The 14067-nt window shown below is 29.4% G+C and carries 13 protein-coding genes and 1 tRNA gene; 3 read left to right on the top strand and 11 right to left on the bottom strand.

Annotation, left to right across the window (positions count from 1 at the left end):
- Positions 1-42: 42 nt before the first annotated feature.
- Genes CRU95_RS07800 through CRU95_RS07790 form a run of 3 tightly spaced genes read right to left on the bottom strand, consistent with a single transcriptional unit; the run spans position 43 to position 5751 of the window.
- On the bottom strand, positions 43-1467 hold the full coding sequence (locus tag CRU95_RS07800) for an efflux transporter outer membrane subunit (RefSeq protein WP_258238658.1): 1425 nt from the start codon (positions 1465-1467) through the stop codon (positions 43-45).
- Positions 1454-4585 carry an efflux RND transporter permease subunit gene (locus CRU95_RS07795; RefSeq protein WP_129100581.1) on the bottom strand — a complete coding sequence of 1044 codons (3132 nt, stop codon included), beginning with the start codon at positions 4583-4585 and terminating at the stop codon, positions 1454-1456. The genes CRU95_RS07800 and CRU95_RS07795 overlap by 14 nt, the downstream gene beginning before the upstream one ends.
- A 2-nt stretch (positions 4586-4587) precedes the next feature.
- Positions 4588-5751, bottom strand: a complete 1164-nt coding sequence (locus CRU95_RS07790) for an efflux RND transporter periplasmic adaptor subunit (RefSeq protein ID WP_129100580.1) — start codon at positions 5749-5751, stop codon at positions 4588-4590.
- Positions 5752-5871: 120 nt separating this feature from the next.
- Here CRU95_RS07790 and CRU95_RS07785 point away from each other — a divergent pair, with 120 nt between their 5' ends.
- Positions 5872-6213, top strand: coding sequence for a helix-turn-helix domain-containing protein (locus tag CRU95_RS07785; protein ID WP_013134442.1), 342 nt, complete (start codon positions 5872-5874; stop codon positions 6211-6213).
- Positions 6214-6391: 178 nt separating this feature from the next.
- Here the strand turns inward: CRU95_RS07785 and CRU95_RS07780 are convergent.
- The 3 genes from CRU95_RS07780 to CRU95_RS07770 form a co-directional block, all read right to left on the bottom strand.
- Positions 6392-6476 (bottom strand) — tRNA-Leu (locus CRU95_RS07780).
- Between the two features lie 47 nt (positions 6477-6523).
- Positions 6524-7591, bottom strand: coding sequence for a class II fructose-bisphosphate aldolase (fbaA, locus tag CRU95_RS07775; protein WP_129100579.1), 1068 nt, complete (start codon positions 7589-7591; stop codon positions 6524-6526).
- Positions 7592-7604: 13 nt separating this feature from the next.
- Positions 7605-8414 (bottom strand): peptidyl-prolyl cis-trans isomerase, encoded by an 810-nt coding sequence (locus CRU95_RS07770; protein ID WP_129100578.1) that lies wholly within the window; start codon positions 8412-8414, stop codon positions 7605-7607.
- Between the two features lie 199 nt (positions 8415-8613).
- On the opposite strand from CRU95_RS07770, the gene hsrA reads away from it, so the two are divergent.
- Together hsrA and CRU95_RS07760 are read left to right on the top strand one after the other, a co-directional pair.
- Positions 8614-9300 carry a homeostatic response regulator transcription factor HsrA gene (hsrA, locus tag CRU95_RS07765; protein ID WP_013134419.1) on the top strand — a complete coding sequence of 229 codons (687 nt, stop codon included), beginning with the start codon at positions 8614-8616 and terminating at the stop codon, positions 9298-9300.
- Positions 9301-9317: 17 nt separating this feature from the next.
- A complete protein-coding gene (locus CRU95_RS07760) occupies positions 9318-10643 on the top strand; it encodes a HAMP domain-containing sensor histidine kinase (RefSeq protein ID WP_129100577.1) in 1326 nt (441 codons plus the stop codon).
- Here the strand turns inward: CRU95_RS07760 and CRU95_RS07755 are convergent.
- From CRU95_RS07755 to CRU95_RS07735, 5 genes are all read right to left on the bottom strand, one after another.
- Complete coding sequence (locus CRU95_RS07755) at positions 10615-11043, bottom strand: CoA-binding protein (RefSeq protein WP_129100601.1); 429 nt, start codon at positions 11041-11043, stop codon at positions 10615-10617. The genes CRU95_RS07760 and CRU95_RS07755 overlap by 29 nt on opposite strands.
- Positions 11044-11107: 64 nt before the next feature.
- On the bottom strand, positions 11108-12067 hold the full coding sequence (locus CRU95_RS07750) for a permease (protein ID WP_129100576.1): 960 nt from the start codon (positions 12065-12067) through the stop codon (positions 11108-11110).
- Positions 12068-12469, bottom strand: a complete 402-nt coding sequence (locus tag CRU95_RS07745) for an arsenate reductase ArsC (RefSeq protein WP_129100575.1) — start codon at positions 12467-12469, stop codon at positions 12068-12070.
- Positions 12470-12481: 12 nt separating this feature from the next.
- Positions 12482-13735: an arsenic transporter gene (locus CRU95_RS07740; RefSeq protein ID WP_129100574.1), complete on the bottom strand. Its 1254-nt coding sequence runs from the start codon at positions 13733-13735 to the stop codon at positions 12482-12484.
- A complete protein-coding gene (locus CRU95_RS07735; protein ID WP_129100573.1) occupies positions 13732-14040 on the bottom strand; it encodes a metalloregulator ArsR/SmtB family transcription factor in 309 nt (102 codons plus the stop codon). Before CRU95_RS07735 ends, CRU95_RS07740 begins: the two co-directional genes overlap by 4 nt.
- Positions 14041-14067: the final 27 nt, after the last annotated feature.

Below are 14067 nucleotides of genomic sequence, written 5' to 3'. Positions count from 1 at the left end.
TCAATTTTATTTTTTTAAAGGATAATATTCTTTTTAAATATCCTATTCTTTTACTTCTTTAAAAAAAGAATTTTTATTCCATCCTCCACCTAAACTTTTATAAACAGTTAATCCTGAACTTAAGAGTGCTTGTTTAGTTGTTATAGTATCAATCTGAGCTATAAGAAAATCATATTCCGCATCTTTAAGATTTATATAATCAGAATAACCATTCTCATACTGTTTTTGTGAAATTTTATAAATCTCCTCTAAGTTTTTTTCATAACTAATTTGTTGCACTAATCGTTCTGATAATGAATGTCTTATATTTAAAGCATCATAAACCTCTTGAAATGCTAATTGAACTGTTTGTCTATAAGTTAATATTGCTAATTCTTTATTTGTTTTAGCTGTTCGTACATTAGCATTAACTTTCCCCCAATTTAAAAATGGCATAGAAATATTTCCACCATAACTATTAGTTCCAGATTTGGATCCTACTAAACTAGTTAATTGAAGGCTTTCATATCCTAAAATTCCAGATAATGAGATTGAAGGAAAATATTCAGCTTTTGCAACACCAACTTGAGAATTAGTTGCTATCAATTTTTGTTCGGCTTCTTGAATATCTGGTCGTTTATTTAAAATATCAGATGATAAATTAGAAGGTACAACAATATCATTAGGCAATTTTTTTGCAAAATTTTCATTTTTAAAATTTATAATCTCTTTTGGAGATTTACCAATCAATGTAGCAAGAGCACTCTCTTGCAAATTAATTGATTGTTTAATCTCATTTTTTAATAATTTAACTCGATTAAGCTCTGCTTTTTTCTGAAATAAAATATTTTGAATAATTATACCAGAAGAGTATTGTCTATTAGAAATTTTTAAACTCTCCTCTTTTGCATTTACTGCCTTTTGTATCACATCAAGTTTTTCATACAAACTGATTAAAATAAAATAACTATCTGCTACATTTGAAGCTAGTGCTAATTTTACTGTATCTTTTTGAGCATAAGAAGAAATCAATAAAGCTTTTGAAGCTTTTTGGGCTTCTCTAACTTTTCCCCATAAATCAACTTCATAATTTAAAACACCACTTAATGAAAAGTTATTATAAGTATTATGTTTACTATTTTGAAATGTATTTGCACTAGTTTTTGTTTTTTCCCCATCCGCTCCAAGATTAAGACTTGGATATCTATCTGAAGTACTACTTGTTAAAATTGCTCTTGCTAAAGAGATATTTAACATTGTCTCTTGTAGATTATAGTTATTTTTAAAAGCTTCATCTATTAATAACGAAAGTCTTTTGTCCTTATACTTTTCCCACCAAGTATTATCAATTAAAGTTTTATTTTCATTTGAATTTAAACTAGATTCTTGTGGAAAATCCATTTTTGGAACTTCAAGTTTAGGAGATAAAGAACACCCGGCAAGAAGCACTGACACTAAAGATAAAAGTATAAGATTATTCTTCATCATGTTTTTTTCCTTTTTTTGTAAATTTTGTATTTAATCGAGCTAACCAATTATAGAAAAGTGGAATAAAAAATATTGCAATGCAAGTTGCTGCAATCATTCCTCCAAGAACACCTGTACCAATAGCATGTCTACTCCCCGCTCCTGCACCTGAACTAATTACTAAAGGAACAACTCCAATAGTAAAAGCAAGTGAAGTCATAACAATGGGTCTAAATCTTAAACGTGCTGCCTCTAGGGTTGCATCAAAAACTGATTTACCACTTTTTTGAGCTTGCATTGCAAATTCAATAATTAATATGGCATTTTTAGCTGATAATCCAATCAATACTAATAGTCCAATTTGAAAGTAAATATCATTACTTAACCCTCTCATATAAACAGCCAAGATTGCACCAAAAACTGCGAATGGCACAGAAGTTACAACTGCAAGTGGCATTAACCATCTTTCATATTGAGCTGCAAGAATCAGGAAAATAAATACAATACCAAAAATGAAGGCTTGCGTTCCACTTCCATTCATCGCCTTTTCTTGAAATGATGTTCCAGCCCAAGCAGGAACATAACCCTGTGGTGCTGTTTGTTTAACAACTTCCTCTATAGCTTTTAAAGCATCTCCTGATGTATATCCAGGCGCAGGTTCTCCTACAATTTTTGCTGCGCTGAATACATTAAATCTATCAACAACATCAGGTCCAATGCTACGTTTATATTTAACTAAAGAGCTAATAGGAATCAATTTCCCAGAATTTGATCTAACAAATACATCTTTCATATCTTCAGGTTTTTCTCTAAAATCTGTATCTGATTGAACATTTACTTGATATGTTCTACCAAATAAATTAAAATCATTTACATAATATGTACCAAAAGTTGATTGAAGTGTTCTAAATACATCATTAATAGAAATTCCTAATGATTTTGCTTTTTCACGATCAAGTGTCATTTCATATTGTGGAACAGCTGTGTTTAGTGTACTTCTTACCATAGTTAATTCTGGTCGTTTTCTTGCAGCATCGATTACTTTTTGAACAACACCATTTAAGTCATTTAACGAACCACCTGTTCTATCTTGTAAATACATTTCAAATCCACCTGTAAGACTTAGTCCAAAAATTGGAGGTGGATTTACCGTAAAGATACTCGCAGCTGCAATTTGTGAAAAAGCACCATTGTATACTTTACTTAACTCTATGGAGTGTTGAGCAGAATCTTTTCTTTCATCCCAATCTTTTAATATAAGAAAGTCTGTTGCTGAACTCGTTTTTCTTGCTCCACTAATAAAATCATATCCTGAAATAACAACTGAATCAATCAAGTTTTTATTTTTTAAAGCTATATTGTCAACCTCACTCATAACATCACGTGTACGACTTAAAGTAGAAGCTGGTGGTAAATTAACAAAAGAAATTAAATAACCCTTATCTTCCATTGGTACAAGACTTGATGGCACTTTTTGGAAAAGTTGATATGTAATTCCCATCAAGGCAGCAAATATAATAATACTTATAACTCCATGACGAATTACATTACTCACACCTTTTGTAAACATATTAGTAAGACGATCAAAAAATTCATTGAACTTTCTCATAAACCAAAATGGTTTGGGTTCATGTTTTCTTAAAAAAATTGCACATAAAGCAGGAGTTAATGTTAAGGCTACCATACCTGAAATTACAACTGAAATTACAATTGTAACTGCAAATTGTTGATACATTGACCCTGTAAATCCACCCATAAATGTAACTGGAATAAATACAGCACAAAGAACAAGTACAATAGCAATAACCGGTCCAGTTACCTCTTTCATTGCTTGAATAGTGGCATCTTTAACTGAGATATCACGTCTTGTGTGCAAAATTCGTTCAACATTTTCAATAACAATAATAGCATCATCCACAACAATACCAATAGCCAGAACCAATCCAAAAAGTGTTAAAAGATTGATTGAATACCCAAGTACATACATTCCTGCAAATGTACCAATAATAGAAATAGGAATAGCAATAACAGGAATAATAGTTGCTCTAATATTTTGTAAAAAAAGATAAACAATTAATACAACTAATAATAATGCCTCTAAAAGCGTTTTAACCACTTCTTGGACAGATATTTTAATAAATTTTGTAGTATCATAAGGCACTTTGTATTCTAAACCTTTAGGAAAAGTTTTTGATAATTTTTTCATAACGGCATCAACTCTTTGTGCAGTACCTAAAGCATTTGCTCCTGATTGTAAAAATATTCCAATAGGTACCATTGGTTTACCATTAAGTGTTGCTGTAACGTCATAAGATTTAGCACCTAGTTCTACTCTTGCTACATCTTTAATTCGAAGAGTTGAACCATCTTTATTTGATTTTAAAATAATATTTTCAAACTCTTTTACCTTATCAAATCTACCTTGAGTAGTAACAGTGTAAGTAAATGCTTGAGTTGATTTAGAAGGTGTTTGATTAAATCTTCCTGTTGCAAATTGTGAATTTTGTTCTGATATAGCTGAAATCACATCATTTGGTGTAAGATTAAATTTAGATAATTGATCAGGTTTCATCCAAATACGCATTGAATAATCATAATTACCAAATAGCGCTGCATCACCAACACCTTCAACTCTTTTTAATTCATCAAGAATATTAACTAAAGCATAATTAGCCATATAAATTTGATCAAAAGAATTATTTGGAGATTGCAAAGCAATAAATTCTATAATAGATTCAGACTTTTTACGAACAGTTACCCCTTGAGTTTGTACTTCACTTGGTAAATTAGCCAAAGCAGCTTGTACTCTATTATTTACATTAACAGCAGCTTGATCTGGATCTGTACCAATTTTAAAATAAACATTAATTTGTAATGTACCAGCTGATGAAGCAGTAGAAGACATATAAATCATATCTTCAACACCATTAATTTGTTGTTCTATTGGAGCAGCTACTGTTTTAGAAATAGTTTCTGCACTTGCTCCATTATAAGTAGCTTGAACTGTAACTTGTGGAGGTATTACTTGGGGATATTCTTCAATTGGTAAACCTCTTATACCCATTAAACCTGCAATAATAATCACCAAAGATAAAACCGTAGCAAAGATTGGACGGTTAATAAAAAATTTAGAAAACATTTTTATTCCTTAATTGTCGATGCACTTACTAGTACACCTGGACGTAACTTTGTAAGATTATTAGTAATTACTAAATCTTGATTTTCTAAACCACTATCAATAATATATTTATCTTTATATGTACTACCAACTTTGACATCAACTTTAACAACTTTCCCATCTTTTGCAACTAATACATAAGAGCCTAAAGCATCTTGAAGTAGTGCTTTTTGTGGAATAGCGATAGCACCTTTATAAATCAAACCTTTTATATCTACTCTTACAAATAATCCTGGAATTAAAGTATTACTTTTATTAGAAAATGTTGCTCTTGCTTTTATTGTAGATGTTTCATTGTCAACAAAACTATCAAGAAAATCTAAACTACCAATATCTTTATATTCGCTATTATCTGGCATTATTATGTGAACAGCCAATTTCGCTTGAGCAATATCATTCCAAGTACCATTATTTAAGCCATATCTTTTTTTAAGTAAATCAATATCAGGTAAAGAAAACTCAGCATAAATAGGATCCATCTGTGTAATTGTTGTTAATGTCATAGTTTCGCTATTATTCCCAACATAACTACCAATATCTTGTGCATTAAAACTTGTCATACCACTAATTGTTGCTTTTACGTTTGTATAATTAAAATCAATTTGCGCTTTTTTTAAAGTTGCTTGTGATAACTTTAACTTAGCTTCTGCTATTTCATAACTTGATAAGGCTTCATCTCTATCTTTTTGACTTATTGCATTTTGTACAAATAACTTGCTAATTCGATTCCAGTTTCTAGTAGCTACTTTTAAATTTGCCTCTTCAACCTCTTTTTGAGCTTGAGCTTCTTTAAGCAAAGCTCCATAACGAGAAGAATCAATTTGATATAACAACTTACCTTCTTTAACAAAACTTCCCTCTTTAAAGTGTTTATTTTCTAAAATTCCACTAACTCTTGCTACAATATTAACTTGTTTAACACTTCTAATTTTTGCAGGATATTCCAAGTTAATTGGTATATCTTGTAAAAGCACTTTATACACTGAAACAAGCATTGGAGCTACTACTTGTTTTTCCATTACTTGTTTTTCATCATTTCCTGCAAAACAACCAGTTAATACGCTACTAAAAATAATAGATACTAGTGAATATTTTAAAAATTTAAAATAACTATTTTTTTTATTCATTCTCATTCCTTTTTTTAATTCTGGAATATTATCCAATTGTGACATTATTGTCAAGTAATGACTTTTATGTCGTAATTGACTTTTTTTAAATTATTAGTTAAAATATAAAAAAGGATAAACATGATTGAACTAAATGGAAAACAATATAAATGTTCATGCAATATTCCTATGGAGATAGTTGATGATAAATGGAAATTTCTAATACTTTGGAATTTATCAATTAAACCATTGAGAATTAGTGAATTATCCGAAAGAATTCCAGATACTTCACAAAGAACAATCAATAGAAAGCTAAAATCTCTAGAAGAAGTATCCCTAATAAAAAGAGTTGTATTTCCAGAAGTTCCACCTAAAGTTGAATATTCACTTACAATTCATGGAGAAAGACTTGTTGAGATATTTGAAACAATGAGAAAATGGGGAGACCAATATGCTGAAAATATGGGAGGGAAAATAGAATAAATAGTTTTTTCTTACTTCCAATAAAATACTACTAAAACTAGTATTTTCTGCCTCTTTTCAAATAGTTTACTTATAATTTTTATTTTTAGATATTTGGGAACAATTACTTCTATTGTATTTTTATTATTCTCTTTAAAGTTGGATTTCAAGGTTTATTAGAGCTTTTTAGATTGTGTGGTGGTACCGCTAGTCGGACTTGAACCGACAAGACCGAGGTCACCGGATTTTGAATCCGGCGTGTTTACCAGTTTCACCATAGCGGCACACAAGCTAGTCTGTAAACTAGCTTGGGATTATATATTTTTATACATTAGTTTTTGTTTAAAGCTTTCAAATCTGTGTATGCAATTTCTAATCTTGCAATCATTGATTCCATTCCAGCTCTTAACCATTTTCTTGGATCATAATAAGATTTGTTTGGTTTATCTTCCCCATCTGGGTTACCAATTTGTCCTTGTAGATAGTCATGGTTTTTAGCTTCAAATGCTCGTACACCATTCCAAAAAGCCCATTGAGTATCTGTATCAATATTCATTTTAATTACACCATATTCAATAGCTTCTCTTATTTCCTCTAAAGAAGAACCAGATCCACCATGAAATACAAAGTTTACAGATTTAGCAGGAAGATTAAATTTTTCAGAAATGTATTTTTGAGAGTTATCTAAGATTTTAGGACTTAACATAACATTCCCTGGTTTATAAACACCATGAACATTGCCAAAAGATGCAGCAATAGTAAAATGAGGTGATACCTCTTTTAATTGCTCATAGGCATAACACACTTCTTCTGGTTGCGTATAAAGTAGAGCATTATCAACATCACTATTATCAACACCATCTTCTTCCCCACCAGTAATTCCAAGTTCTATTTCAATCATCATATCAATAGTTTTCATTCTTTTGAAATATTTAACACAAGTGTTAATGTTTTCTTCTAAGCTCTCTTCAGAAAGATCTAGCATATGGGAAGTAAAAAGAGGTCTTCCATGTTTTGAATAAAATGACTCGCCAGCCTCAATTAAACCATCAATCCAAGGCAAAAGTTTTCTAGCAGCATGATCTGTATGCAAAATAACAGGTACTTTATATGCTTCTGCTAGAGCATGAACATGCATAGCTCCTGAAATAGCACCATATATTCCTGCATTATTATCTTTTAAACCTTTACCAGCAAAAAATTCAGCTCCACCATTTGAGAACTGAATAATAATTGGTGAATTAACTTTTGCAGCAGCTTCTAAAACAGCATTTACTGAATCTGTACCTACAACATTAACAGCAGGTATTGCAAAAGAGTTCTCTTTTGCATATTCAAAAAGTTTATGTGCTTCACTACCACTTAAAACACCAGGCTTAACAATATCTAAAACTGACAAATTTTTTCTCCTATTACTTAATAATTATTTTTGCATCTTTTTTAAGTTTTGCAACTTCTTCTTTTATAATTTTGGCATATTTTTCTTGAACAATTAATTTTTCTATGTTATCTTTTACTTTATCAAAAGGTAACACTTTTGAGATTTCTTTGTTCTCTAAATAAATTACATGATAACCAAATTGAGTTTTAACTGGTTTTTTAGTGTATTCTCCTTTTTTTAACTTTAAAGCAGCTTCTGAAAACTCAGGTACCATTTGTTTAGCTTGGAATTTTCCTAAATATCCACCTTTTGTTTTTGTTGGTCCTATTGAGAATTTTTTTGCTAACTCTTCAAACGAACCTTTTTTATTTTTTGCAATATTTAGTTTTGCAATAACATCATTAGCTTCTTTTTCAGTTTTAACTAAAATATGACTAGCTTCTAAAGTATCAGGTGTTTTGAACTTCTCTTTGTTCTTATCATAAAAACTTTTTTCTTCTGCATCAGTTGCTTTTACTTTTGAATACTCTTTTTGCATCCATAATTCTAATGCTAAGTCTTCTTTAATTTTTGACAATGCATCTTTATATTTTTCATCTTTTTCTATACCACTTTTAACAGCTTTTTGTGTTAATAGTTTTTTTTCAATTAATTGACTAATAACTTTATCTTTTGTCTCTTTTGGAAGATTTTCAAATTGAACATTTTGTCCTCTTAAAAGTTGCGCAACATCTTGTGTTGTTACATCTTCACCATTAACAGATGCGAAAGTTTCAGCTGCACTTAATGTTGTAGCTGTCAATGCGAAAGCTGTAACAATACTTAAAATCGTTTTTCTCATATAAAATCCTTAAATTAGTTATAAAAGATATTTTACCAATTTTTTATTAATATATAGTTAATGACCCATCATATATATGTGCCCTAAAAAGAAATTTAGTAATTTTCCTTAAAAACCCTTTAAATTTGAAATTATTTATGATATAATTCGCGAAAATTAAATTAAACTTAAGTTTAACATAAGAAAGTAAGGGACATAAATGAGAATTTTAATTATCGAAGATGAAATTACGCTTAACAGAACACTGCAAGAGGGCTTGACTGATTTTGGTTATCAAGTTGACTCAGCAGAAAACTATAAAGATGCAGAATATTTTATAGATATCAGAAATTATGACTTAATATTAACAGACTGGATGTTACCAGATGGTGATGGAATTGAGTTATGTAAAATTGTTAAAAACAGAAGTAGCAGAACAGCAGTTGTTATTATCTCAGCAAGAGATGATAAAGATAGTGAAATCGAAGCATTAAAAGCAGGTGCTGATGATTATATTAAAAAACCATTTGATTTTGATATCTTACTTGCAAGAATTGAAGCAAGATTAAGATTTGGTGGAACAAATATAATTGAAATTGATGAATTATCAATCAATCCTGATGAAGAAAAAATTCTTTATGCTGGTGAAGAGATTGAATTAAAAGGTAAACCTTTTGAAGTATTAACTCACTTAGCAAGACATAGAGATCAAATTGTTTCAAAAGAACAATTACTTGATGCTATTTGGGAAGAACCAGAATTAGTTACTCCAAATGTTATTGAAGTTGCAATCAATCAAATTAGACAAAAAATGGACAAACCATTAAATATCTCTACAATTGAAACAATTAGAAGAAGAGGTTATAGATTCTGTTATCCAAATACTGATGACGAACCTACAGCTTAATTAAAGAGAATTAAAAAGTGAATTTCAAAAGCATTTATAAGCAATTTTATCAAAAACTTATAATTGCTACTTCACTTTTTATAATCACCCTTTCATTTTTATTTTACGGTTATACAAAAGCTACAATTTATGAAGGTATCAAAGAAAGTCTTTTCAATGATGCCAAAATCATCTACCAAATAAGTGTCAATAACGAACAAACAGAAGATAACTTTAATATTATTACAAACTCTGGAATTATTGTAGATATTGTTACGATAGAAGATCTTACAGAAGTTAAATACAAAGATTATCGACAAGATGATAAATATTATATTGAAATCTTATATCCATTTGATCTTAAAAATCACAAATTTATCAAAATAATAAAAAATGTTGACTATGCAATCTCAATGCTTAATAAGATATTTAATAATGTAATATTACTCTCTATTGGTGGATTGATTATGGTTGTTTTATATGCATTTACAGTATCTAAGACCCTTTTAAGACCAATTATTCAAATAACTGATAAATTATCAAATATGAATGAAAACTATTTAACAAAAATAGATAAAAATGGACTACCAATAGAATTTCATCCATTGGCAAACTCTATTAATAAACTTACAAATAGAATACAGACTTTTGTTATGTTTAAAAAAGAACTTTTTGTTGGTGCTGCCCATGAGCTCAAAACTCCTCTTGCTGTTATGAAATTAAAAAATGAAGTAACTCTTATGAAGCAAAGAGAACCAGAAAAATATCAAGAAACTTTAAAACTAAATATACAACAAATAAATGATATGAATAAAATGATTTCATCTATTTTAGATATAGGTAGACAAGAAGGTGCTCAATTTGAAAAAGCAGAAGAGTTAGATTTAGTTCAATATATGAAAAGAAAAGCAAATGACTTTAGAATGTTAAGTGCTGAGAAAAAAATAACAATAACATATTATGCAAGTGTAAATAACTTTTATACTTCTATTCAACCTACACTATTTAATCAAATACTACAAAACTTTATGCAAAATGCTATTAAATTTACACCCGTAGATAAAAGTATAGCAATAGTACTAGATAGAATAAATGATAAAGCCGTATTAACAATAACTGATGAAGGTATTGGTATTGATGAATCTATGGATTTATTTGCTCCATTTAAGAGATTTGGGGAAGAAAGTGGTGCAGGACTTGGATTATTTTTAGCAAAAAATGCAGCTGATGCTTTAGGTGCTAATATTACATTAAAAAATAGAACAGATGATAAAAGTGGAACTGTTGCAATAATAGAATTGCTAAACAATCCACACTTAAAACATCTAAGTAAACTTAAAACAGAGCCGCGTGCTCTATTTTAGTACATTTATTTTGTACTACTTTCATACCTGATTCTTCTGCTTTTTTAGCAGCTTCATTATTTACAAGCCCCAACTGGGTCCATACAGTATCAATATCTCCTCTTTTTATGCAAGCATCTACAACAGAAGCTATTGCAACTGGTTTTCTAAATATATCAACCATGTCTATTTTAAAAGGTATCTCTTCTAAACTTCTATAAACCTTTTCACCTAATATAGTCTCTTCTTTTGGATAAATTGGTACTATTTTAAAACCAGCATTTTGTAAATACCTAGCAACCATATTACTAGCTTTACTAGTATCAGGAGAAAGTCCTGCAATTGCTATTGTTTTAGTATTACTAAATATCTCTTTTATCTCTTCATTATTTGAATTAACCGTTGGAAATTCACACTCCATATTAGTTCCTTTTGTAATTATTGTTATATTAAACAATAATTAGCCTTATTTATCACTAAACTTTTTAGATGATACTGTTAAAAACATACCCAACTAAAATTATCCCAAAACCAACAATACTAAAAAAAAGTAGTATCAATTTAGTGTGTAAAACTCTTTTTAATATCATAGCTTCTGGCAAAGATAGTGAAGTAACAGCCATCATAAAAGCTAAAGCACTTCCTAAAAGCATACCTTTTGAAGTTAGAACTTCAACTAAAGGCATTACCCCAGCTGCGCTTGAGTACATCGGGATTCCCAAAATTACAGCTAGCGGTACAGTATACCAAGCATCTCCACCTGTATATTTTGCAATAAAATCAGTTGGAATATATCCATGAATAAAAGCTCCAATTCCTACACCTATTATCACATAAAGATATATCTTTTTAAATATGTCAACAGTATAATCCCAAGCCTCTTTTACTCTTTCTTTTGCTTCAAAACTTATAGTTGGATTTTCGCAACATCCTTCCATAGGCTTTATATCAAGCAAAATATATTTTTCCATATTTAGTTTTCCTATTACAAAACCTCCAACTATAGCGACAACTAACCCAAAACCAATATATATAGCTGTTATTTTCCAACCAAATAAGCCAAATAACATAGCAATAGCAACTTCATTATTTAATGGAGCTGATATTAAAAAAGAAAATGTAACACCTAAAGGAATTCTTGCTTGTATAAATCCTAAAAAAAGTGGAATAGCACTACATGAACAAAAGGGAGTTATGATTCCAAAAAGACTTGCTAAAATATTTCCTGTAAATTCTGACTTACCTTGCAGATAAGCTCTTACTTTTTCTACATTGAACCAAGTTCTTAAATATGAGACTAAAAATATAATTACTATTAATAATATAAATATTTTGATTGTATCAAATATAAAAAAGTGAAGAGAAGTTGCTAAGTGGTCTGTTTTGTTTAAACCTAAAAAACTATAAACAAAAAAATCAACTAACTTTTCCCAATAATAAAACATCTATTTCAAAGCCTCGATGATTTTAGGTAATAAAACCTCATCTATTTCTTTAAAAGTACTTTCAAAAGCTTCAAAACCTTTTCCATCTGGATCTTCAAAACCTACATGTATTTTTTTAACAGGTTTTGGAAACATAGGACAAGTCTCATTTGCATGATCACAAACAGTAATTATCAAATCATACTCATTGTCAATAACTGTATCTAAAGTCTTAGAATGATACTCCTCTTTCCACATACCTTTATCTTCAAGTAGTTTTTTTGCATTTGCATTGACTTTTCCACTAGCTTTTACACCAGAACTATCAGCACTGATTCCTTCAAGTTTACTATTTACCAAAGCTTCAGCGATTATACTTCTACAAGAATTTCCTGTACACAAAATTAATACTTTTTTATTCATTATTTTTTCCTTTTATATTAGTGTTAATAAAACTATAAATAGTACAGGTGGCGTTACTATAAGCCCAAATTTACTATATTGCCAAAATCCAATTTTCACTCCCTTTTGACTTAAAACATGAAGCCAAAGTAAAGTTGCTAGGGAACCAAATGGTGTCATCTTTGGTCCTAAGTTACATCCTACAATATTCGCATAAGCTAAAGTTTGATTTCCTACATCATGTAGTGCTATATCCATTATCATAACAGTTGGCATGTTATTCATAATAGCACTTAAAAAGGCACTGATAAATCCTGTTCCCATCACTGCTACAAAATCACTATGAGTACTTAAATCTTTTAAAATAACAGTTAAATAATCAGTAAGTCCTGCATTTTTTAAACCATAAACAACTATATATAGTCCAATACTAAACCAAACAACCTGCCAAGGTGCAGTTTTTATTGTAAGCCAAGCACGAGCAGATTTTGTATAACTAGCGATACCTAAAAATATAAGAGCGCCACCTAAGGCAAAAAGTGAGATTGGTAAATCATATCTATCTCCTATAAAATAACCAACTAAAAGTAAAGCTAAGAAAAACCAAGAAAATTTAAATAACATCTTATTTTTTAAAACATCATCTGGATTTTTAAGTAAGCTAGTATCTATTATTTTTGGAATATCATTTCGTAAGACTAACCATAAAACAATAATTGAAACAAAAGTACTAACAATATAAGGAATAAGCATATTTGATAGATATTGAATAAATCCTATATTAAAATAGTTTGCTGTTACTATATTTGTAAGATTTGAAAATACAAAAGGTAAAGAAGCACTATCACTTATAAATCCACCAGCTAATAAAAAGGCTAAAATTGTTTTGGCATTTAACTTTAAAATTCTCATTTTTGCTAATAAAATAGGAGTTAAAATAAGGGCTGCTCCATCATTTGCAAATAGTGCTGATACAAAAGAACCAAGAACTAAGGCATAAACAAACATTAAATGTCCATTTCCCTTTGATAGTTTTGCCATTTTGATTGCACACCACTCAAAAAATCCTATTTCATCTAAAACCATAGATAAAATAATGATTCCAATAAAAGCTAAAGTAGCATCCCAAACAATTCCTGTCACTACTAAAACATCATCTAAACTAACCACTTGTAAAACTAAAGCAACTATTGCTCCAATTACAGCTGTTGTTCCTATTTGTAATCCCTTTGGTTGCCAAATTACAAATATTAAAGTTATTAAAAAAATAGATATTGATAAAATCATACTTCACACCCTTTTTCTAATGTTGGAATGTCTAATTCCAAGTAACTTATCTCTTTAATAATTGATTGTCTAAACATATCCATTGGAGTTCTAATACTATAATATGCCCATCGCCCTTCTCTTCTTAGATTTAAAAAACCACCATCTTTTAAAATCTTTAGGTGTCTTGATACTCTTGATTGAATCATGTCAAATGAAGTTTCTATATCACATACACAAACTTCACCATTTATATCTATGAATCTTAAAATCTTAATTCGTGTTTCATCATTTATTGAACCTATTGTATTTAAAAAATATTCCAAGCTAGTCCTTTGCTATTTTTGAAATTG

Origin of the sequence: Arcobacter sp. F2176, assembly GCF_004116465.1 — a bacterium.
GTDB classification, from domain to species: domain Bacteria; phylum Campylobacterota; class Campylobacteria; order Campylobacterales; family Arcobacteraceae; genus Arcobacter; species Arcobacter siniprincipis.
Note: the sequence above shows the minus strand (reverse complement) of the source record. Positions and strands in the feature narration are given on the sequence as shown.

Bases quoted from the DNA above. Each gene is read 5' to 3' on its own strand.
- CRU95_RS07800 (WP_258238658.1), bottom strand. From the start codon at position 1,467: ATGATGAAGAATAATCTTATACTTTTATCTTTAGTGTCAGTGCTTCTT.
- CRU95_RS07755 (WP_129100601.1), bottom strand. From the start codon at position 11,043: ATGGAGTGTGAATTTCCAACGGTTAATTCAAATAATGAAGAGATAAAA.
- CRU95_RS07740 (WP_129100574.1), bottom strand. From the start codon at position 13,735: ATGATTTTATCAATATCTATTTTTTTAATAACTTTAATATTTGTAATT.
- CRU95_RS07795 (WP_129100581.1), bottom strand. From the start codon at position 4,585: ATGTTTTCTAAATTTTTTATTAACCGTCCAATCTTTGCTACGGTTTTA.
- CRU95_RS07790 (WP_129100580.1), bottom strand. From the start codon at position 5,751: ATGAATAAAAAAAATAGTTATTTTAAATTTTTAAAATATTCACTAGTA.
- hsrA (WP_013134419.1), top strand. From the start codon at position 8,614: ATGAGAATTTTAATTATCGAAGATGAAATTACGCTTAACAGAACACTG.
- CRU95_RS07785 (WP_013134442.1), top strand. From the start codon at position 5,872: ATGATTGAACTAAATGGAAAACAATATAAATGTTCATGCAATATTCCT.
- CRU95_RS07750 (WP_129100576.1), bottom strand. From the start codon at position 12,067: ATGTTTTATTATTGGGAAAAGTTAGTTGATTTTTTTGTTTATAGTTTT.
- CRU95_RS07745 (WP_129100575.1), bottom strand. From the start codon at position 12,469: ATGAATAAAAAAGTATTAATTTTGTGTACAGGAAATTCTTGTAGAAGT.
- CRU95_RS07770 (WP_129100578.1), bottom strand. From the start codon at position 8,414: ATGAGAAAAACGATTTTAAGTATTGTTACAGCTTTCGCATTGACAGCT.